Origin of the sequence: Paenibacillus sp. SYP-B3998 (genome assembly GCF_010820665.1) — a bacterium.
Lineage (GTDB): Bacteria > Bacillota > Bacilli > Paenibacillales > NBRC-103111 > Paenibacillus_E.
The window spans coordinates 88240-111475 of record NZ_JAAIKC010000011.1 but is presented as its reverse complement, the minus strand read 5'-3'; the positions used below and the strand labels follow the sequence as shown (position 1 = coordinate 111475).

Below are 23236 nucleotides of genomic sequence, written 5' to 3'. Positions count from 1 at the left end.
GGAGGGATAGGGCTAGATGTCGGATAAGCCTACTCCAAAGAAAACGAAAACGCAGCCGAAATGGCTCGAAATCATACTGTTGATCATCAGAATTATCCGTATTCCTGTTCTAGCTGTGCTGGCTATATTTATTGGCCTTTGGGTGGGTTATACGAAGCTTGGCCATCAGCCAGCTTCGGAAATTTTCCATTTAAGCACATGGAAGCATTTATACGATCTGGTGTTTGCAAGTTAACCGAACTCCCTCGCGGGAGTTTTATTTTTTGGAAATGAACGGTATAATAAATGAAGGTTTAGCATTGTCTTAACAGATTGAAGGCACGGGAGGGTTACCTTGAACATACCGAACATGCTCACGATAAGCAGGTTTATCCTGATCCCTGTCTACCTCATGTTCTTCTTCAATGACTATATCAAAATTGCCTTTCTCATCCTGCTTGTCGCTGGACTTACAGACATTCTTGATGGATATTTAGCTCGAACTAGGGGGCTAATTACACCACTTGGAGTCATGTTAGACCCACTTGCAGACAAGTGCATGATGATAACTGTTATCTTATCTTTACTCATTTCTGGTATGATTCCGTGGCAAGCGGCAGGAGCGATATTTCTTCGAGATTTGGGAATGATTATGGGATCGGCCTTCTTTCATTTTAGAGGCAAGCTTACCGTGCCGGCTAATATGATGGGCAAATTAACAACGGTACTTTATTATTTTGCTATACTATTTATTGTTTTTCAACTAACCTTCGCGATCACGTACTTATGGTTTGTCATTCTTGTCTCTTTCGTGACTTCCATTATTTATATTATTCAATTCCTCTTATTAAATCGCAAAGTCAAGACAAAGCAAACTTGAATTTAAGAAAAAAGAGCCTATGTATCGGCCTGTGTCGCAGACCTATACATAAGCTCCCTTATATGAACCTTCACTTCTGCAGTTGGTGAAGGGACAACACTATTGTAAGTGATTGCCTTGCATTTTATGCAGGCATTTTGAAAGGAGAGCATCATTGTTATGCTAGATATTAATCAAATTCAAGAAATTATTCCTCATCGCCCGCCATTTCTCCTGGTCGATCGTATTTTGGAGTTAGAAGTGGGTGTTAGAGCTGTAGGAATAAAAAATGTAACAATCAATGAGCCATTCTTCGCAGGGCATTTTCCCGGTTATCCGGTTATGCCTGGAGTACTCATTGTTGAAGCCTTAGCCCAAGTAGGTGCGGTAGCTGTTCTTTCAATGCCGCAATATAAAGGAAAAATAGGCTTATTCGCAGGTGCTGATGGCATTCGTTGGCGCGAACAGGTAGTCCCTGGAGATACCCTCATACTTGAGATGACCATTACACGAGTGAAAGGTATTATTGTTAAAGGTCAAGCTGTGGCCAAAGTTGGCGATAAAGTTGTAGTCGAAGGCGAGCTAATGTTTGCCCTTGCTAATAAATAAACCATAGACTAAAGGAGATGAACCTGACAACTATGACGCGTGTACAAACTCAATATCAATTATGGCTCGAGGATCCGGCAATTGATGCCGGAACGAAGGAAGAACTTCAATCAATTGGTGAAGATGAAAAGGAAATCGAGGATCGTTTCTATAAAGATTTGGAGTTTGGTACAGGTGGGCTCCGTGGTGTAATAGGCGCGGGAACGAACCGAATTAACCTTTATACAGTTGGTCGTGCAAGCCAAGGTTTAGCCCAGTATGTGCGTGGAACAGGTGCAATTGCTCCTTCCATTGTCATTGCTTATGATTCGCGTCATATGTCGCCGGAGTTTGCTTTAGAAGCCGCTCTTGTATTCGCAGGAAACGGAGTTAAGGCCTATGTATTCGAAGCGCTTCGCCCAACCCCACAGCTTTCTTTTGCTGTTCGATACTTAGGGGCTACCGCAGGTGTTGTTATTACAGCAAGTCATAATCCGCCGGAGTACAATGGTTATAAAGTGTATGGTGCAGATGGCGGGCAACTTGTGCCCGAGTTTGCGGAGCAAGTTATCGCTCATGTGCAGAGTGTTGATACATTTGCCAAAGTGAAGAAACTCACGCAGGTGGAAGCTGAGTCTCAGGGACTCCTCCAGTGGCTAGGTGAAGAAATTGATAACAAGTACATAGAAGTCGTTTCCGCTGTCAGTCAGAATCCAGAAGTTATCCGAGAAATCAGTGATGATTTCCGTATCGTTTTTACACCACTGCACGGAACGGGAAATATGCCGGTTCGCGAAGTGTTGAAGGCCGTGGGTTTTGGACAAGTGCGTGTTGTGGCTGAGCAAGAGCTCCCCGATTCGCAATTTTCGACCGTTAAGTCGCCAAACCCGGAGGAAAAGGATGCTTTTAACCTGGCCATCGCGCAAGCGAAAGCTTGGAATGCCGATATTATTATCGGAACAGATCCTGATGCAGACCGTATGGGTGCAGTTGTGAAGGATGCGGCAGGTGAATACTTCGTATTAACGGGGAACCAATCTGGCGCCATAATCGTTAACTACTTACTCTCAAGCTTGAAAGAACGTGGAGCTCTTCCTGCGAATGGCGTTGTGATTAAGACAATTGTAACTAGCGAAATGGGAGCAGTCATTGCTAATCATTATGGCGTTCCTACATTAAATACGTTAACCGGATTTAAATATATTGGGGAAAAAATGTCGCAATTCGAGCAGAGTGGCGATCACACGTTCTTGTTTGGTTATGAAGAGAGCTATGGTTACTTAGCGGGTGACTATGCAAGAGATAAAGATGCGGTTATTGCAGCGATGTTGATTTGTGAGGCGGCTGCTTACTACAAAAAGCAGGGTAAAACCTTATATGATGTCTTACAGGAGTTGTACGCATCCTTTGGGTATTTTTTGGAGAAGCTTGAGTCAAGGACGCTTAAAGGGAAAGACGGCGTGGAACAGATTGGCCGCATCATGGAAGCTTGGAGAACCAATCCGCCTAGTGAGATCCAAGGCGTCAGCGTAACGGAAGTTGAGGATTACGAGCAAGGTATTCAAGGCTTGCCCCGCGAAAATGTTCTTAAATTCAAACTAGCGGACGGTTCATGGTTTTGTCTGAGACCATCAGGAACAGAGCCAAAAATTAAGTTTTATTTTGCTGTACAAGGATCTACCGCTTCAGAGGCTTCGCAGCAATTGAATGGCATTATACAATATGTACTTAGCCGTGTAGACGGATAACGAAATAAGATGTAATGAACCTCTTCAGAACCTAAGTCGGGTGTAGATCGTCTAATGAATAGTTGGAAATAATTCCGCATTCAGATGATCGATATCCAGACTTGATGATCTGGAGAGGTTTTCGAATGTAAAGGGAAAAGATACAGCAAATACTTACGAAGAAAGCTTTCTTTTGGAAAGCTCTAAGGAGTGAACAACTTGACGCAGTGGTATAAAACATGGAATAATCCGCTTAAAAATGTATTATGGTGGCTTGTTATTATTGGAATGCTGGGCTCGTTACCGCTAGCCTTCACACGTCATCAGACGGAGACTTCCGCAAATCAAGTGGAATTTGTTTTTGACTATCGCGATTTGCTAGATATCGCTGATATTCAAACCAATCCCCAAAGCTTTGCTGCGGATCAGCTCAATAACATGAAGGCAGCAGGCATAGGCTCAATGGCTGTCTATGAGAGTACGCTTTCGGAATTTAGAGAAAGTCGTCGCATTGAAATGTTTAATTCTCGTGATGCTATGGCAATGACTCAAACTTTTGGGGAGCCCAATGAGAATTATACGTATGTTTTGTTCTCTGATAACGCGACTCAGCAAAAGCTTGAGCCGTTGATTCAAAAAACATTCGGCGATCTGAAAGTCGCAACGAAACCGTGGAGCTTCAAAAACAGAAGCGGGCTCATTATTCAGATGAGCATAGATGATGCATCTATTAAGACGATGGACCCAGATCCAATAACGCTTCAAATGTTGAAAGACAAAGGTTTTCAAATCGTGGTTCGTCTCTCGAATCGCAGACCTTTTGTGACTAATGAAATGGATCGCTTACTTAAACAACTGCATGATTTCGGTGTGAAACGAATCATTGTGGATGGGAATGAAGTTCCAGGTTATACCGAAGAGAATACGGAGCTACATCTCAACAAGATGGCAGAGCTCCTTCATAAAAATGGTATTGGTTTAGCCGCGATTGAAATGCTAAAGGAACCGCAAAAAGGATTCAATACCTTAGCGAAAGAAACAAACTATAATGTCGTTAGGCTGCATTCCTTTACTGAGAAGGACGGAGAAAAGCTGACAGAGCCATTGAAAAAGGCGGAGCTTGAAGATCGGATTCAAGGCGTTGCGGATCGGTTTGTATTAGCTGTGAAAGATCGTAATATTCGCATGGTCTTCATAAACGCGAAGCCAGTGAAAAGCTTGGATAAAGGTAAGCTCTCCGATCCCTTAGCAGCCTATTATGAGAGCTTGCAAGGCAAAGATGGGGCAATTCCAAGAATTGAGAACGTTGGCTTTACGTTAGGACCCGCAGAGCCATTTACAGTGGAAACGACAGCTTGGCAAAAAGCTGCCCGTGTTTTCATGCTCGTGGGTGGTGTCAGCTTGATTGTTCTTACAGTTACTTTCTTTGTACCTGAGGCGGCTTTATTTCTCTTCTTCGTGGGCTTGCTTGGCGCCGTTGCTCTGCATACGTTGTCAGCGAATTTATACGCGCAGGGTCTTGCGTTGGCGACAGCCATCTGCGCACCGAGTGTAGCTATGATGCTCGCGATTCGCTCTGTACGTTCTGGTGCTGCAGCCAAGTGGAGGTCTGGACTGGGCTTTGGATTGTGGATGCTTCTCAGAACTTCCTTGATTTCGCTAATCGGGGTTGTGTATGAAGTGGCGCTTCTGAATCACATTACGTACTCTCTTGTTCTTCAGCAATTCAGAGGCGTTAGTGCGCTTCATTTACTTCCAATTGCTATTGCTGGCTTGTTTCTTCTTTTCTTTAGTGAAAACAATACCTACGCGGAGAAATTGGGGAAAGTTCGCCAAATTCTTTCTTCTTACATCAGCGTACTGTGGATTGTAACGGCAGGAATCGCACTTGCGGCGGTTTACTACTACTTATCACGCACAGGCAACGAAGGACAGGCCTCTACAGTGGAGAAGCTATTCCGGTCGTTCTTAGAAAATACATTGGGGGTTCGTCCGCGAACCAAAGAATTCTTGTTCGCTCACCCTGTCTTTTTATTCGGAGCCTACTTAGCGGTTCGTTATAGACACGCCGTATATCTAATGTTCATTGGGGTTATTGGACAGCTTTCCATCGTAGATACTTTTGCACATGTGCATACCCCTCTTCATATTTCGCTCATTCGGATTACGTATGGTGTTGTATTCGGTGCCTTAATCGGCCTGATTTTAATTGCATCTTGGGAAATTGCCACAAGGAGTTGGAAACGATGGGTGCCTCGGTTAAAATAGCCTTATCCGGCTACTACGGTTTCGATAACAGTGGGGATGAAGCGGTGCTGCAATCCATTTTGTTCGCTCTGCAAGAGCAGGGTCGAGCTAAAGGCATTCAGATCGAACCCATCGTATTGTCGGCTAATCCGGAGAAGACCTCTCAGATGTATGGCGTTAAGGCGTATCACCGGATGAGACCAGGCCCTTTGCTTCGCGCACTACGCGAAGCGGATGGCCTTATCAGTGGGGGAGGAAGCTTGCTGCAGGATGCGACAAGCTCTAAGACAATCCCTTATTACTTGGCTGTTTTGAAATTAGCCCAGTGGCTTGGCAAGCCGACCTTTATTTATTCACAGGGCATCGGGCCGGTGAACCGCCGGATGTTTGACGGTTGGATACGCGGCGTATTCAAGCGCTGTAAGTATGTGTCTGTCCGCGATATGGAGTCCGCAGACTTGTTGGTTTCAATGCACCTCAAGCGGGAGCGCATTGAAATTGTACCTGACCCAGTGATGGGCCTCCCGTTGCGGATACGCAGCGTGCCTGAGGCCACGCTGGGGCTGGGGACTGCGAGCGCGACTGATGTCGCGCCCGTGAGTGCAGGACGAACGGTTGGAGTATCCGTCCGCTTCTGGAACCAGGACCGCTCGGAGCTGGAGGCTCTCTCGCGGTCCTTAGGGCAACTGCTCGTGGCCCGCACGGATGTGCGGCTGCGGTTCTTGCCCTTCCACCTCCCTTCGGATGAGGTGGCCTCGCAGTTCGTGATCGATCGCCTTGGTGATCACGGCAGTCGTGTGGAGATGGCGAGTGGCATCGCGCATCCGCAGGATATGCTTGAGCTGGTTGCAGAGTGCGATCTGCTGATCGGAATGAGGCTGCATTCTCTCATATATGCAGCTTCGCAGTACGTGCCTATGGTTGGGATTTCGTACGATCCGAAGATCGACCAATTCCTTCATAGGCTCGGTATGCAAGCCGCGGCATCGACAGCTAGCTTCGATGCAGAAGCCCTTACCGCCGAGTCGTTAAGACTCCTCGACGGGCGAGAGCAGTGGGCGGCGTCCCGCAGCGCCGCTATCGAAGAGCTGAAAGCGCAGGCGCAGCGACCTGCGCAGCAAATCGTCAATTTTTACAAGCAACCAAATGTCTGATTCTAACGTCATAAAGGATGAGAGATTCATGAGCCTAACAACAACTACAAATCCTGCGGTGGCTTCTGCTGCCGCTATACCTAAAGTACGTATTTACGGTGTGCCTATCTCTAAGATGGGCATGAAGCAAACAGTCGCTTATTTAGCAGAAGCTATCGAACAGAGAAATCCTCATCAGATCATTACGGCGAACCCAATCATGGTTATGGCCGCGCAGGAAGATCCAGCTTATTTAGAGATGATGCAGCAGGCTGAATTAATCGTTCCTGATGGGACCGGCGTTGTCTGGGCAGCTAATTATGTGGGTGAGCCTGTCGTAGAACGGGTCCCTGGATATGACTTACTTCATGAGTTAATGAAAGTCGGAGAGGCAAGGAAGTGGAAAGTGTACCTGCTAGGGGCATCTTCCGAAGTCATACATGCAGCCGCTGATCGATTACGGGCTGATTACCCAAGCATCGAGCTTGTAGGGATTCGTGATGGCTACTTCGGGGCTGAACAGGATGCCGAGGTTATCGCTGATATCGTTCAAGCCGCGCCAGACCTCCTATTTGTAGGAAGATCGGCTGCTAATCAAGAGCCGTGGATTGGTAAGTACAAAGAGCAAATCAACATTCCAGTTATGATGGGTGTTGGAGGAAGCTTTGACGTTCTTTCGGGCAAGCTAAAGCGAGCGCCTGTTATTTTTCAGAAACTTCGTCTAGAGTGGTTTTATCGCCTTCTGCAGGAGCCTTGGCGCTATAAGAGAATGCTGCTGCTTCCGAAATTTGCATTGAAAGTAATGCGGGACAAAGAGAAAGTCACGAAATCATGAAAAATTTCATGAAAATCACCTGAAAACGGTCATTTCAGACAAATTTAGCAGTGGTATTTGTGGACAAATCGGAGTATAATTCATTTCGGCGGATGACCTGCCACCCACGACAAGAGGAGCTGTGAAGAATAAAATGTATGGATTATATGTGATTGGGTTTATCGCTTCGTGCTTAATGGCGCTGCTGCTGACACCCCTAGTCAAAAAATTTGCCTTCTGGGTAGGAGCTGTTGATGCTCCCAACCATCGTAAGGTACATACGCGAATTATGCCGCGTCTCGGAGGATTAGCGATATTCCTTGCGTTCGTCGGTGCCTACTTCGTTATTTCTCCAGCACTTGATGCGGTTAACTCAGATGCGGCATTTGGTTTGCTGCTCGGCGGGTTCGTAATTGTTGTCACAGGGGCGTTGGATGACCGTTTCCAACTTTCGCCTAAATGGAAGCTGCTCGGACAGCTTATTGCTGCTTGTATCGTTGTTGCTTTTGGTCTTAAAATTGATCTCGTGAACATCCCTTTCGGGACGACTAACTTTAACATTGGTTGGTTAAGCATTCCGATCACTATATTATGGATCGTTGGCGTGTCCAACGCGATCAACCTGATTGACGGCCTCGACGGCTTGTCGGCAGGTGTTTCTGGAATTGCAACAACTACGATCCTTGTCCTTGCTTTAATGATGGGGAACGTAACTGTAATTCTCTTGAGCGTGATTTTACTTGGAAGTATCATCGGCTTTATGTTCTACAATTTTCACCCGGCCAAAATATTTATGGGGGACTCAGGTGCCTTGTTCCTCGGCTTCGCTCTTGCTACCTTATCTATACTCGGTTTCAAGCAAGCCGCTGTTGTATCTCTATTAATTCCGATTATGATTCTAGGTGTGCCATTATCCGATACCTTCTTCGCAATCATGCGTCGTTATGTGAACAAATTACCGATATCCGCGCCAGATAAGAGTCACTTGCATCATTGTCTGCTGCAATTGGGGTTTAGTCATCGCACGAGTGTGCTAATTATTTATGGTATTGCGCTTGTATTTGGCGGTAGCGCCGTGGTTTGCTCGGTATTTATCTCTCAGGACCTTACTTGGGGATTGGTGATGATTATTGTAGCTTTATTTTTGGTGATGTTGGTTGGTGCCGAGGCCATTGGTATTATCAGCAAAAGCCGGAAGCCTATTCTTAACTTTTTCCAACGTTTGCTTGGAAAGCCAGTGCAGAGTGATCGCTTGGGTAAATAAGGGCATCTTGTTTTAAATTTAAACCTCAACCACAATGGTTGGGGTTTTCTTGCTTTTTATGAATTTTTTGCTCGGCTCTAAACATTTTTACTGCTTTTACCGATAAGAAAGTAACAAGAACTTTTGACTCATATCCGCGTCTAATATTGTAGAATGTTGGGAGTAATTAGGAGGGATTGTCGAAAAAGATTGAAAGATGTCAAGATGAAATCTAACATACTATACATAAGGAGGAAATAGCTTTGAAAATTTTCAATAAAAAATGGGCAAGCCTCATGTTGATCATGACTCTGCTTATTAGCGCACTGCCAACGATGACTGCAAGCGCAGCTGGGACAATAACGATTACTAACCTCTATACGGTTAATCCACCTAGTGTTTATGATGATTCACTTGTTGATCGAGTAACGCAAGGTACGACGCCTGTTAATGTTACAATTAACGGAATCACTGACGATCAGATCAATAGTATTTACTACGAGGTTGTTAATGAAAATACAGGACAAATCACGTCAAATACGACAAACAAGGCAGTTCGAAACCCAAGCAATAAGAGCGAAATATATTTTAATGGTGTTAATTTAACAGAAGGTAAGAACAAAATTACCATAAAGTATGGCCAAACTGGAGGAGTCATTTCCAACCCAGCTTATGTTTACTACACGCCAGTTTCGAACATTGCTGCACTTAAATTTAATGATGATTCCTTTGTTGATGGCGGCACATATCCTTCTCATGGACCTTACACAGGGATCAATATTACGGGTACTGCGAATAACGCGGTAGATATTGAAGCTAACTTAGGCGGTGCTGTTTATCAACGTTCCGCATTTGCAAGTGGAATATTCACATTCGTAACGAATACTGGAAGAACTACAGATATGGAATTCAATCCAGGAGATAACAAGGTTACATTTGCTGCAAGAAATCAATCTAACTTCTTTACAATGCCGCGTACATTTGCATACGATAACGGGAAAGCTTTTGCATATAATACCGTTGCTAAACTCAAGGGCGGCGCAACTTTCAGTAAGTTAGTCGATAATCCAACTTTTGAAACAGTAGCTGCTGCACCTGTTGCTGATATTGACTTTGAAACAGATATCAAAGTGCATGATACAGTTAGTAGATATGTCTATATGGACATTTTTACAAGTGCGGGTAATAACTATCACTACGATTTTGATAGCAACACGCAGAAGGTTCCTACGCTTAGTGACAATACGCCTGCTACTCCAAGTTTGGGGAGCAACCTGAACGTAACACTCAAGCATGGTTCTACATTAACTGAGCCATATCGTACTTTTAATGTTAAAGCAGGTCAGTTGCCTGTAAATAAACAAAAGTCAACACAAGAGTTGTTCTTTGTGTTCACTGATATGAATGGTGCAACCAGTACATCTAAATATGTGTTTTCTTATGTAGATAAAGATCAACCTTATGTAAGTAAGCTGAATTCCGTACGTTCAACGCCTGGTGGCGGAGCTACATACGAAACCACTATTAGTGAAGGTGGCAGCACTCAGATTACAAATTTCCCTGCTGCATTGAAAGTTTATACGAATGACCAGGCAACAGGCGTTATTATCAAAATTAATGGGATTCCATACAATGAAACTGCATCCATTACGAATGGAGAATATGCTGTAACTGGTGGGCCTGGAGCTAAATCGGCAACCTTAAACTTGCAGGGTATTACAGATGGTCCTGTTGTTTTAACCGTGACTCCTTACAAAACCACATCCGCTAACACTTACGCAGCAGGAGCAAAGCAATATAACTTGGTGATAACAAGTGCACCCTATGTTATTATAAATCAACTTTATAACGGCATCGTTGTTAAAGCCGCAACCATGTTAACTTGTGCAAGTGGTGGTACAGCACCTTGTATTTCCGGGCGTATCGTGAATATTGCTGCTGACGCTGATTACGATGCCATTGTTTATAAAATAAACGGAAATGCAGTTCCGGTTTCTACTTCGCCGAAAGGAAACGGTGGAATCTTTAAGCTAGACAATCTTGCTAGTGTTTTTGTGAAAGATGGGAAATACACACTTACCATTGAACTGAAAGTTTCTGGTCAACTGGTAACAACAACAACAATGGAAATTTTTGTTTTATCAGATAATGTTCCTTCTGTAGATAGTTTACAACCTTTCGAAGCGGACACTTTAAACCCTGAATTCATTAAAGATAAGTCTTTGCCTGATACGTATGTAACAAAAGCGCTTGGAGTTAGGATTATAGGTAAAGTTGTAAACTCGACTGTTCAAACTCCGCCTACTCCGGGTACGGCCTTATATGTCCGTAAAGCTCCTTTTGCGATTTCGGCTAATGAACGTATTCCTTTGACAGGAACGGATAGTTTTGACACAGGAAGCTATTTTCAGTTAAAAGAATTTGGGCAGTATGTGTTTGAAATTGTTTCTACTAATGCAATTTCAGGCACTACGGCTAACAAAATATTAACGATTACTCGTGAGCCTGCTCCATATACGTTTGTACATCCTACGAGCAAGCAAATCATAAAAAATGCTAAGAATCTCGATCAGGCGAACATTAATCAAAATTACTATATGATCGAGCTTGAGGCTGCTCAAGCAGATTCTGTAGTTTTTGGAAAAGAAGAAGCGATTTACGATAAAGTAACTAAACACTTCTTCTACGAAGTTAAGAATTTAAAGATTGGTGCCAATGAGGTTAAGTTTACTGTTAATCGTGGAACATCTAAGTTAAACGGAAGTATTGTATTGTTTAATACTAATGTTACGATGGTAGGCGCTCAGATCAAAGCTCCATTAGGCAATTCAATAAAAGTCTTTGATGGAGATGTTCAGTTTACCTTCCCGAAAGATACGAAGTTGATGCGCTATGATCGTAACGATTCCACCCAGTATGTAAGCACTGATCGCCAAATACTATTTGGAATCGCAAGTAATGAAGATGGTCGAGTTGATCGAACAGATGGTGCAGACGCTGTTGAGAATAGAAATGGAATGGTTACTCTTGCTGAACTGACAGGAAGATTTAGACCAGCAAGTAAACGTTATTGGGTAGATGCGGGTATTATTAAACCGAATGCCAATGGTTCTAACTCATCCCTACAAGATGCTTATATGGGAAGCGGATATTTGCCGAATCTTATTAATGGCGGAACATCGCGCCCTGCATTTAACCTGAGGGATTATAGAGATGTTGTTGTACCAACAAAGACAGGTTCATTGACGCTAAAATACGATAGTAACATTGTTAATGATGCATGGAGATACTTAACCGTATATCAATACACACCATTTGAAGATCCGAATGGATCAGGACTTTATTTGCCTAAATGGAAGAACGTTGGTGGTAAAGTAGATCCTAGTAAGAGCACAATTACTGTACCTGTAGATTCATTTGGTTATTTCCAGGTTATGTACATGGATAACAGCTTCAATGATGTAACCAATCACCCATGGGCAAGAAATGATTTGGACATTCTATATTCCAAAGGGTATATGGATGGCAAAACAGACGGACTATTCATGCCTAACGATGCAATTTCACGTGGCGAGTTCGTTACGATGCTTGTAGATATTTTTAATGTTCCATTGCGCAATGCAGATATTGAAGAGGGTTCACAATTCCAAAATCAAACTGGCACATTCCTAGATGTTCAAAAGGGTTATAGCCTACCAGGCAGCAATAATGGCAGACTCTTTGACTATCAACATATTGAAGCTGCTGCAAGAGCAGGGATTATTCGTGGTAACGCGAATGGATTGTTCCTTCCTAATAACTCGCTGTCTCGTCAAGATGCAGCTGTTATGATCGCTCGAGCTGCTGATCTAAAGTTGACCAGTGATGAAACCAAATCAATGGCAAGCTTGAAAAAAACCTTTACAGATGCCGACGTTGAACATATGGAACTTTACGCAGCGCCAGCTGTCGAGGCTGTAAACAAGGCCAAGCTAATTGAAGGAATTGAAAATGCGTTACTCGAAGGGCAAAAGAAAAAAACTTACCGTTATGATGCTCGTGAAACTTTCACGCGTGCGCAAGCCGCAGCCGTAGCTGTTCGTGTATTAAAACAACAAAGCATCATTCCTAAATAAGCGATTGATGTCCATAAGGACCGCCTCCTTTAGTTAAAGGGGCGGTCTTTTTTGTGTTTGGAAAATTGTTATCAATGAAATCAAGTATAGAAGATAGTATACTTAATTTGTAGCGAATATGATATACGATAAGCTACACGAAATTGATAGAAATTATTATTTATTGGCTTAAAGGTTTTAGAAGTCGTCCCGTTGGTTATAAGTTTTTATAACAAAAAACTTTAAAAATATTAGGAGGAAACAAACCTTTATGAAGAAAACTTTATCCGTCGTATTAACGTCCGCAATGGCTCTTTCGATGTTCTCATCTGTAGCATTCGGTAAAACATCGGCAGACTTCAATGATCTAAAAGATCTTGATACAGCAACGAAAGCGAAATTCGATGCGATGATCAGTGCTGGTATCTTCGACGGCGTAAGCGACACGTCGTTTGGTCTGAAAGAAGAAATGAACCGTGCGCAATTCGCGAAAGTAGCGGCTTTGATCATGGGATTGGATATCAACAAAGACTTGAAAACATCGAGCTTCACTGACGTTAGTGTAACCGACGAAGCAAATGGTTATGCACTTCCTTACATCGAAGCTTTGAAAACAGTTGGTGTAACGGATGGTTACGGCGAAAACACATACAACCCTGCTGGTAAAGTAACTAAAGAGCAACTAGCTACATTCTTGGTTCGTGTGCTAGGTAAAGACGCAGATGCAAAAGCGAAAACAGGTACAGACGTAACGGTTTCCGGCTGGGCACAAGGTTATGTAGCGCTTGCACTTGAACTGAAAGTGCTCTCCAATGGCACTGACGGCACATTTGGCGGCATGGCTAACGCAACTCGCGATTTGCTTCTGACAGGCGCTTATGAGGCTAAACAACAGTACGTACCGGCTGGTAAAGTATCTGTAACAGGTGCAAAAGCAACGGGCGTACAAAAAGTAGAAGTCACGTTTAACAAGCCAGTAGAAACTGATAAAGCGAAAATGACTTTGAAAAAAGCTACAGTTGATGTAGCAACGACGGTTAAGTTTGCTGACGATAAGAAGTCTGCTGTACTAACGTTGACTGATGTAAAGGTAGGGGAAGGAGATTACACAGTAACTCTTTCAGGCCTGGATACAGCGGCTGTAGATAAAACAACAGCGACTTTCAAAGGCGAGGCTGAATCCGTTAAGTCAATCGACTTCGTTTCTGCTTCCGATACAGTTGCACAAACAACAAAAGCGCAAGTGAAACTTGCTGCTAAAAACCAATACAATGAATTAGTTGATATGTCTGCAAGCAACTTTACAGCCGTTGTTTCCGGTTTTGACAGCAGCCTTGTAAAAGATAGCGAAGGCAACTTGGTAGTTAAAATCAACACCAAGACAATGGTTGGCGCTACATCCGATACAAGCCCAGGTATGACGATGGTTCCTGTCTATGTGTACAACAACGATACGCGTATCAGTGCACAAAAAACATTCAAACTAGGCTCCCAGCCGTTTGTTTCGAAAATCGAACTTGGTCAAGCTGTATACAGCGGTGACAAGAAATCGATTACGACAACTGGCGAAACAGCAACATTTGCTTTGAATCAGTTTGATCAATACGGAAACCCTGTTTCCTATGATGATGCTAATAATGTAGCAAGCAATATCAATATGATTGTAAGCCCGTACGATGAGCACATTACGACTGAATACGGTGACTTTGATAACAGTGGCTTCGGAGAAGTGAAAGTGTCTTTGAAAGGCAATGTGGACAAAGGCGGAGATTTCAACGTAACTGTATACGCCGGCTCAGCAAGCGCTACTGGTAAATTTGCAATTGGTTCGAGCAAATTGGCTACAAAAATTGAGTTTGGTGAAGTAACAGAAGATTTTGCTACACAAGATACAGATAAATATATCGATTTGATTGCTTATGATGCAAACGGAGTGAAGCTTTCCAAAGATGATATGGTGAGCGCGGAAAACATCGATAGAATTAAACTTTCTGGTTCTAATGTAGAACAACCGGTCATTGCTAAAGATGGCCAACACAAAGGTCAAATTAAAATTTCTAAAGTTACAGGCCCTGCAGATAGCATTGCATACTTGAATGCCTATATCGCAACTTCAAATGTAAATAGCAACATTAGCAAACAAATTAAAATCGGTAAAGCACGCTTTGCTGATTCCTTGAAAATGGTTGATGAGAACAAAACAAAAGCAATATTGGGAGCTGATTCCGAGTTCAAAATCGAAGCTCGTGACCAATATGGCAAAAAGATTGATTCTGTAGGAACAATTACAGAAGGTTCCAGCAATGTAACGTACTCTGTATACGTTGACTTCACAGCTGACGCTAACTCAGCAGTTACTTTAACAGGTAAAGAAGCTGAAACGACAGCGGCTCTGGGCACACTTACAAACGGTCAACACTACACGTTTACTAGTGATAAATTTGATCTCTTCAATAAAGGGCTCAAATTCCAAACAGAAGCAGGTTCATACGGAAAAGGAACAGTGAAAGTAGTTCTGCAAAAATCCACAGATGGTGGCGCGAACTGGAAAGAAGTTCAAACCCTGTCCAGAGATATTACAGCACTTGATCCAGCAAATGTAGATCTGACATATGGTCTTGATAAACCTGCTACCTTGTATGCAGCGATTGATAGCTCAGTCGTTGATGAATCAGCGGCTAACATTCAGACTTCATCCCTTGCAAGAGACGTGAAGATTACTGCAAAAGACTCGGCAGGTAATGACGTAGCGATTTCAGAAGACAGAATTACTTCGATTACAAGCTCGGGTTACGATGCAGTGGTTGCAGCGGCTACGAATGCCAATGGTGGTAACGGTAAAATCATGGGTAACAAAAAAGGCACAGCAACAGTAAACGTTATGTACAAGGATGCAAAAGATGCTTTTAAAACAGCTAACTTCCAAGTAGAGGTTAAAGACGAGCTTCCTACTGTTGACAAGCTTACAGCTGATGAGGATTACACTAGCGCTACAAATAAAACGTACGCATACGATTACATGGATCTGAATGTAGTAGATCAGTACGGCGTTGAGTATACAACAACAGAAATCAATGCCTATGATACACTTACTCAAATCCGCTACACACTTGAAGATGCGGTGACACCAGCTGGTGGTACTGCAGCGACAATAAACAATGTGACTGGTCAAATTACGTTGAATGATTCCACAAGCTTTACGCTGAAAGCAATGTCCGCTAATGGTAAAGTAGTAACAACGTATGTAACTCATCAATAATCGATTTAATGAAAGGAAGGCGCCTAGTGCGTCTTCCTTTTTTTGCGTTGAAAATATGAAACTATATCCTGCAAAAGGGTAGCGAGGGGTATCTCAGCTATCCCCTAAAGTAGCGCTAATCATAATTCAAGATCCGAAAGAATCTCTATTTTATTAATAGATATATTTGAATATTGTGGTGTTGAATGAAGGGGCATTCAAACTGCGATCAGTAATTTGTGAAGAAATTGTAAAAAAACAATGAACTCATTATAGAGGCGGTTGTAATGAGTTATATAGCTATTTACACGACCTAAGCCGAATTTCGTCAGTTTTGAATCCGGTTTTTTCAGGTTATTTTAAGCTAACTTTTAGTTACTGCTCAGTTTCTATTCTCAGTTTGTTCATAAATAGGTAGTAAGCTTGCTCTATGGGAGAAGTAAGAGGTGCTAGTGTAATAAATCGCTGGCGACTACGTCCCTTGAATGTTATTAGGGCTTCAGTTAGTGCTTGTTGGGTGTGAAACAATTGGAAAATTGTTATCAATGAAATCAGGTATAGAAGATAGTATACTAAGTTTGTAGCCGAGGTGATGAACGATTCATATACGAATGTCTACACGATAATCCATACTTATTTGATAGACTGTTCTGAGCTAAAGTGTTTGAAAAGGAAAGTCGTCCCGTTGGTTATAAGTTTTTATAACAAAAAACTTTAAAAATATTAGGAGGAAACAAACCCTTATGAAGAAAACTTTATCCGTCGTATTAACGTCCGCAATGGCTCTTTCGATGTTCTCATCCGTAGCATTCGGTAAAACATCCGCAGATTTCAACGATCTGAAAGATCTTGATACAGCAACGAAAGCGAAATTCGATGCGATGATCAGTGCTGGTATCTTCGACGGCGTAAGCGACACGTCGTTCGGTCTGAAAGAAGAAATGAACCGTGCGCAATTCGCGAAAGTAGCGGCTTTGATCATGGGATTGGATATCAACAAAGACTTGAAAACATCGAGCTTCACTGACGTTAGTGTAACCGACGAAGCAAATGGTTATGCACTTCCTTACATCGAAGCTTTGAAAACAGTTGGCGTAACGGATGGTTACGGCGAAAACACATATAACCCTGCTGGTAAAGTAACTAAAGAACAACTAGCTACATTCTTGGTTCGTGTGCTAGGTAAAGACGCAGATGCAAAAGCGAAAACAGGCACAGACGTAACGGTTTCCGGCTGGGCACAAGGTTATGTAGCGCTTGCACTTGAACTGAAAGTGCTCTCCAATGGCACTGATGGCACATTTGGCGGCATGGCTAACGCAACTCGCGATTTGCTTCTGACAGGCGCTTATGAGGCTAAACAACAGTACGTACCGGCTGGTAAAGTATCTGTAACAGGTGCAAAAGCAACGGGCGTACAAAAAGTAGAAGTCACGTTTAACAAGCCAGTAGAAACTGATAAAGCGAAAATGACTTTGAAAAAAGGTACAGTTGATGTAGCAACGACGGTTAAGTTTGCTGACGATAAGAAGTCTGCTGTACTAACGTTGACTGATGTAAAGGTAGGGGAAGGAGATTACACAGTAACTCTTTCAGGCCTGGATACAGCTGCTGTAGATAAAACAACAGCGACTTTCAAAGGTGAAGCTGAGTCCGTTAAGTCAATCGACTTCGTTTCTGCTTCCGATACAGTTGCACAAACAACAAAAGCGCAAGTGAAGCTTGCTGCTAAAAACCAATACAATGAATTAGTTGATATGTCTGCAAGCAACTTCACAGCCGTTGTTTCCGGTTTTGACAGCAGCCTTGTAAAAGATAGCGAAGGTAATCTGGTAGTTAAAATCAACACCAAGACAATGGTTGGCGCTACATCCGATACAAGCCCAGGTATGACGATGGTTCCTGTCTATGTGTACAACAACGATACGCGTATCAGTGCACAAAAAACATTTAAACTAGGTTCCCAGCCGTTTGTTTCGAAAATCGAACTTGGTCAAGCTGTATACAGCGGTGACAAGAAATCGATTACGACAACTGGCGAAACAGCAACATTTGCTTTGAATCAGTTTGATCAATACGGAAACCCTGTTTCCTATGATGATGCTAATAATGTGGCAAGCAATATCAATACGATTGTAAGCCCGTACGATGAGCACATTACGACTGAATACGGCGACTTTGATAACAGTGGCTTCGGAGAAGTGAAAGTGTCTTTGAAAGGCAATGTGGACAAAGGCGGAGATTTCAACGTAACTGTGTACGCTGGCTCAGCAAGCGCTACTGGTAAATTTGCAATCGGTTCGAGCAAATTGGCTACAAAAATTGAGTTTGGTGAAGTGACAGAAGATTTTGCTACACAAGATACAGATAAATATATCGATCTGATTGCTTATGATGCAAACGGAGTGAAGCTTTCCAAAGATGATATGGTGAGCGCGGAAAACATCGATAGAATCAAACTTTCTGGTTCTAATGTAGAACAACCAGTCATTGCTAAAGATGGCCAACACAAAGGTCAAATTAAAATTTCTAAAGTTACAGGCCCTGCAGATAGCATTGCATACTTGAATGCCTATATCGCAACTTCAAATGTAAATAGCAACATCAGCAAACAAATCAAAATCGGTAAAGCACGCTTTGCTGATTCCTTGAAAATGGTTGATGAGAACAAAACAAAAGCAATATTGGGAGCTGATTCTGAGTTCAAAATCGAAGCTCGCGACCAATATGGCAAGAAGATTGATTCTGTAGGAACAATTACAGAAGGTTCCAGCAATGTAACGTACTCTGTATACGTTGACTTCACAGCTGACGCTAACTCAGCAGTTACTTTAACCGGTAAAGAAGCTGAGACAACAGCGGTTCTGGGTACACTTACAAACGGTCAACACTACACGTTTACTAGTGATAAATTTGATCTCTTCAATAAAGGGCTCAAATTCCAAACAGAAGCAGGTTCATACGGAAAAGGAACAGTGAAAGTAGTTCTGCAAAAATCCACAGATGGTGGCGCGAACTGGAAAGAAGTTCAAACCCTGTCCAGAGATATTACAGCACTTGATCCAGCAAATGTAGATCTGACCTATGGTCTTGATAAACCTGCTACCTTGTATGCAGCGATTGATAGCTCAGTCGTTGATGAATCAGCGGCTAACATTCAGACTTCATCCCTTGCAAGAGACGTGAAGATTACTGCAAAAGACTCGGCAGGTAATGACGTAGCGATTTCAGAAGACAGAATTACATCGATTACAAGCTCAGGTTACGATGCAGTAGTTGCAGAGCCAACCAATGCCAATGGTGGTAACGGTAAAATTATGGGTAACAAAAAAGGCACAGCAACAGTAAACGTTATGTACAAGGATGCAAAAGATGCTTTTAAAACAGCTAACTTCCAAGTAGAGGTTAAAGACGAGCTTCCTACTGTTGACAAGCTTACAGCTGATGAGGATTACACTAGCACTACAAATAAAACGTACGCATACGATTACATGGATCTGAAAGTAGTAGATCAGTACGGCGTTGAGTATACAACAACAGAAATTAATGCCTATGATGCACTTACTCAAATCCGTTACACACTTGAAGATGCGGTGACGCCAGCTGGTGGTACTGCAGCGACAATAAACAGTGTGACTGGTCAAATTACGTTGAATGATTCCACAAGCTTTACGCTGAAAGCAATGTCCGCTAATGGTAAAGTAGTAACAACGTATGTAACTCACCAATAATCGATTTAATGAAAGGAAGGCGCCTAGTGCGTCTTCTTTTTTTGCGTTGAAAAATGCGAAATATCCAAGGATGGAAAAATTATTGAAAACTTTTTTTAGAATAACGCAACTTTTTTTTGTGCGCTGCGTTTAATACTTTGAAAACAAGTAAACAATAAAAAGTTTGTGTTTAAAACATTATTGGTTTGAGATTCTAAAAAAAGTCTTTACGACAGATTTCTACCAATGTATAATATACCTTGGTGTGACTCTCTGTTTTTTCCAAGGATTAGTTTACTAGTTTCAAATGTGACTAAAGTGTCGCAAGAGAACTTAGTTATATATTGTGCTCAACTCTGGAAAGGGGGTGAACCGGACAATGAGTGAATCGAGCTCAAATATTGCTTCAAGAAACCTAAAAAATAAAACCCAAGATATTCAAGGAGGAGAAAAAAAGGTTATGAAAAAAAGTTTATCCGTAGTTCTCTCTACAGCAATGGCATTATCCATGTTTTCTTCCGTAGCATTTGGTAAAACATCTGCTGATTTCACAGATCTTAAAGATCTTGACGCAGCTACAAAAGCGAAATTTGACGCTTTAATTAGCGCTGGTATCTTCGACGGAACAAGCGAAACAACGTTTGGTCTGAAAGAAGAAATGAACCGTGCACAATTCGCGAAAGTTGCAGCTTTGATTACTCTTATCGATGTAAACAAAGACCTGAAAACTTCCAGCTTCTCCGACGTTAAATCCGACGATGCAGCTAACGGTTATGCACTTCCTTTCATCGAAGCTTTGAAAACAGCTGGAATCACTGATGGTTACGGCGCAAACACTTACAACCCAGCAGGTAAAGTAACTAAAGAACAACTAGCTACTTTCTTGGTTCGCGTTCTTGGTAAAGACGCTGATGCTAAAGCTAAAACTGGTACAGATGCAACAGTTTCCGATTGGGCACAAGGTTATGTAGCTTTGGCGCTTGAATTGAAACTTCTTCCAGCTGGCACTGATGGCAAATTCGGTGGTCAATCCAACGCAACTCGCGACTTGCTTTTGACAGGCGCTTATGAAGCTAAACAACAATACGTTCCAGTTGGTAAAGTATCCGTAACTGCAGCGAAAGCTACTGGCGTTAAAAAAGTTACAGTTTCTTTCAACAAACCAGTAGACATTGAAAAAGCTAAAGTTGCCCTGAAAAAAGGTTCAGTTGATGTTAAAACAGAAGCTAAATTTGCTGATGACAAGAAATCAGTAGTTCTGACTTTGACAGAAGTTAAGATCACAGATGGCGACTACAGTGTAGCTCTTTCTGGAATTGATGCTGCATCCCTAGGAACAGCAACTGCATCCTTCAAAGGTGAAGCTGAAGTAGTTAAGAAAATTGATTTTGCTTCTGCATCCGATACAATTGCACAAACAAAGAAAGCTCAAATTAAATTGTCTGCTAAAAACCAATATGATGAGCCAGTTTCCAAGTCAGCTAGCAGCTTTACTGCTGTAGTTTCTGGTTTTGATTCTAACTTGGTTAAAGATACTGAAGGTAACTTGATTCTTAAAGTTGATACGCTGAACGCAGTTGGATCGACTACAACAACTAGCCCAGGAATGACAATGATTCCAGTTTATGTGTATGAAAACGATACTCGTATCAGCGTTCAAAAGACATTCAAACTTGGTACTGTTCCTTTCGTATCCAAACTTGAACTTGGCGAACCTAAATACAGCAACGATAAGAAAGCTCTCTCATCAACTGGTGAAACAGTTATTTTCCCTATGAATCAGTACGATCAATATGGAAACCCTGTTGCTTATGATGATGCTAAGAACTCCACAACTAGCAATGTAAATGTTATGGTAGCTCCGTATGAAGAGAAAGTTAAAACTGCAGAGAGCTATAGTGACTTTGACAATGATGGTTTTGGCGAAATCAAATTGTCCCTGACGGGCAATGTAGATAAAGCTGGAGACTACACAGTTACTGTTTATTCTGGTTCTTCGACAGCAACAGGTAAATTCACTGTTGGTTCCACTAAACTTGCTACAAAAATTGAGTTTGGTGATCTTACTGAAGATTTCTCAACTGGAGATACAGATAAATACATTGATCTAATTGCTTACGATGCAAGCGGCAATAAATTGTCCAAAGATGACATCGCAAGTAACGAAAATGCGGGTAAAGATGATAAAGGAACAGATGCAAGAATTCATTTGTCTGGTTCTAACATTGATTCTCTAGATGCTGCTACTCCAGCAATTTCAATCGTTAAAAGTGGCCAACACAAAGGTCGAATCAAAATTGCTAGATTTAGCGGACCGGCTGACAGCATTGCATATCTGAATGCTTACATCGCGACAGCAAATGTAAACAGCAATATCAGCAAACAAATCAAAATTGGTAAAGCTCGTTATGCTGATTCTTTGTACATTGTTGACAAAAACAAAACAAAGGCTGTTCTTGGTGGAAAATCCGACTTTAAAATTGAAGTTCGTGACCAATTCGGTAAAGCATATGATGGCAAAACTGCTGTTATTGAAAATGGACAGAGTGTAACTTACCGTGTGTATGCTGAATTGACAAATGAGGCAAATAGTGCAGGAGTTTTGTCAGGAATTTCAGTGGTTGGTCAAGACTCAAATGAATCATTCTTGGGTTCTCAATTGCCAGGGACAAGTAAAGTATCGAGTGTATATTACTACAATACTAAAGGTGACTTCTCTAATTTCAATGATGGATTTACCTTTAAATCGTCTGCAAATGTTTATGGAAAAGGAACATTGAAAGTTTCTCTTTTGAAATATGTTGGTGGTTCCGATGTTGGTAAAGAAGTTGCAACGACTACTAGAGATTTCACTTCCATTGACCCTAAAATTGTTGACTTGACATATGCGCTTAATAAGCCAACTAGCTTATTTGCAGCTATTGATAGCGACTTGCTTGCTGCAAACCAAAAAGATGCTTTGACATCTTCTGTAGCTAGAGACATCAAAGTAACTGCAAAAGATTCCTCTGGTGATGATGTTGCAATTTCATCAGATCGTGTTACATCTGTATCCAGCTCTACTTACCTTGCTGCAGTAGCTAAAGAAACAAATACTAATGGTGGTATTGGTAAAGTAATTGGTTACAAAGCAGGTAAAGCCGATATTACAGTTACTTACAAAGATGCTAAAGGCAACTACAAAACAACTTCGTTTAACGTAGAGGTTAAGGCGGATTCACCTACTGCTGATAAATTTACTGGTAAAGAGAAGTATGAAAAAGCTGGTCACTTAGATCTTGCTTGGAAATACATGGATCTTAAAATTGTGGATCAATATGGTGTTGAGTACAATGAAGCAGAACTAAACGACTATGACAAATTGCTGCAAGTAAGATACACTGTTGAAGCACCTGAGGGTACAAAAGTTGAGATCAACAGCCAAACTGGTGCAATCGACTGGACAAAAACAACAGCAACTTCCTTCACACTTAAAGCAACTACTGGTAACGGTAAAGAAGTAACAACTTACGTAACTAACCAATAATTATTGGCTACTATGTAGTGTTGAAAATAGAAAGGGGCATTCGTGCCTCTTTCTTTTTTTTGATTTTCACTTTGAGCT

The 23236-nt window shown here is 42.1% G+C and carries 12 protein-coding genes; all 12 read left to right on the top strand.

What is annotated here, in order from left to right; genetic code table 11:
• Positions 1–16: 16 nt before the first annotated feature.
• Positions 17–235 (top strand): DNA-directed RNA polymerase subunit beta, encoded by a 219-nt coding sequence (locus tag GK047_RS23045; RefSeq protein WP_163952179.1) that lies wholly within the window; start codon positions 17–19, stop codon positions 233–235.
• Between the two features lie 99 nt (positions 236–334).
• Positions 335–859, top strand: a complete 525-nt coding sequence (locus GK047_RS23040) for a CDP-alcohol phosphatidyltransferase family protein (protein WP_240344118.1) — start codon at positions 335–337, stop codon at positions 857–859.
• Positions 860–1018: 159 nt separating this feature from the next.
• Positions 1019–1447, top strand: coding sequence for a 3-hydroxyacyl-ACP dehydratase FabZ (fabZ, locus tag GK047_RS23035; protein ID WP_163952177.1), 429 nt, complete (start codon positions 1019–1021; stop codon positions 1445–1447).
• Positions 1448–1479: 32 nt separating this feature from the next.
• Positions 1480–3174 (top strand): phospho-sugar mutase, encoded by a 1695-nt coding sequence (locus GK047_RS23030; protein ID WP_163952176.1) that lies wholly within the window; start codon positions 1480–1482, stop codon positions 3172–3174.
• 198 nt (positions 3175–3372) lie between these two features.
• Complete coding sequence (locus tag GK047_RS23025; RefSeq protein ID WP_163952174.1) at positions 3373–5421, top strand: DUF5693 family protein; 2049 nt, start codon at positions 3373–3375, stop codon at positions 5419–5421.
• On the top strand, positions 5400–6554 hold the full coding sequence (gene csaB / locus GK047_RS23020; protein WP_163952172.1) for a polysaccharide pyruvyl transferase CsaB: 1155 nt from the start codon (positions 5400–5402) through the stop codon (positions 6552–6554). Before GK047_RS23025 ends, csaB begins: the two co-directional genes overlap by 22 nt.
• A 28-nt stretch (positions 6555–6582) precedes the next feature.
• Positions 6583–7368 carry a WecB/TagA/CpsF family glycosyltransferase gene (locus GK047_RS23015; protein WP_163952170.1) on the top strand — a complete coding sequence of 262 codons (786 nt, stop codon included), beginning with the start codon at positions 6583–6585 and terminating at the stop codon, positions 7366–7368.
• Between the two features lie 133 nt (positions 7369–7501).
• Positions 7502–8611, top strand: a complete 1110-nt coding sequence (locus tag GK047_RS23010) for an MraY family glycosyltransferase (protein WP_163952277.1) — start codon at positions 7502–7504, stop codon at positions 8609–8611.
• A gap of 242 nt (positions 8612–8853) precedes the next feature.
• Entirely contained in the window at positions 8854–12705 is a 3852-nt protein-coding gene (locus GK047_RS23005) for an S-layer homology domain-containing protein (protein ID WP_163952168.1), read from the top strand.
• Positions 12706–12955: 250 nt separating this feature from the next.
• The gene (locus GK047_RS23000) at positions 12956–15943 is read left to right on the top strand and encodes an S-layer homology domain-containing protein (RefSeq protein ID WP_163952166.1); all 2988 of its coding nucleotides are present in this window, start codon (positions 12956–12958) and stop codon (positions 15941–15943) included.
• A 722-nt stretch (positions 15944–16665) separates the two neighbouring features.
• Positions 16666–19653, top strand: coding sequence for an S-layer homology domain-containing protein (locus GK047_RS22995; RefSeq protein WP_163952164.1), 2988 nt, complete (start codon positions 16666–16668; stop codon positions 19651–19653).
• A 358-nt stretch (positions 19654–20011) separates the two neighbouring features.
• Complete coding sequence (locus GK047_RS22990) at positions 20012–23158, top strand: S-layer homology domain-containing protein (protein ID WP_163952162.1); 3147 nt, start codon at positions 20012–20014, stop codon at positions 23156–23158.
• The last annotated feature ends 78 nt before the right edge of the window (positions 23159–23236 follow it).

Excerpts from the sequence above, each read along its gene's own strand:
- GK047_RS23000 (WP_163952166.1), top strand. The coding sequence starts at position 12,956 with ATGAAGAAAACTTTATCCGTCGTATTAACGTCCGCAATGGCTCTTTCG.
- csaB (WP_163952172.1), top strand. The coding sequence starts at position 5,400 with ATGGGTGCCTCGGTTAAAATAGCCTTATCCGGCTACTACGGTTTCGAT.
- GK047_RS23015 (WP_163952170.1), top strand. The coding sequence starts at position 6,583 with ATGAGCCTAACAACAACTACAAATCCTGCGGTGGCTTCTGCTGCCGCT.
- GK047_RS23045 (WP_163952179.1), top strand. The coding sequence starts at position 17 with ATGTCGGATAAGCCTACTCCAAAGAAAACGAAAACGCAGCCGAAATGG.
- fabZ (WP_163952177.1), top strand. The coding sequence starts at position 1,019 with ATGCTAGATATTAATCAAATTCAAGAAATTATTCCTCATCGCCCGCCA.
- GK047_RS22990 (WP_163952162.1), top strand. The coding sequence starts at position 20,012 with ATGAGTGAATCGAGCTCAAATATTGCTTCAAGAAACCTAAAAAATAAA.
- GK047_RS22995 (WP_163952164.1), top strand. The coding sequence starts at position 16,666 with ATGAAGAAAACTTTATCCGTCGTATTAACGTCCGCAATGGCTCTTTCG.
- GK047_RS23030 (WP_163952176.1), top strand. The coding sequence starts at position 1,480 with ATGACGCGTGTACAAACTCAATATCAATTATGGCTCGAGGATCCGGCA.
- GK047_RS23010 (WP_163952277.1), top strand. The coding sequence starts at position 7,502 with ATGTATGGATTATATGTGATTGGGTTTATCGCTTCGTGCTTAATGGCG.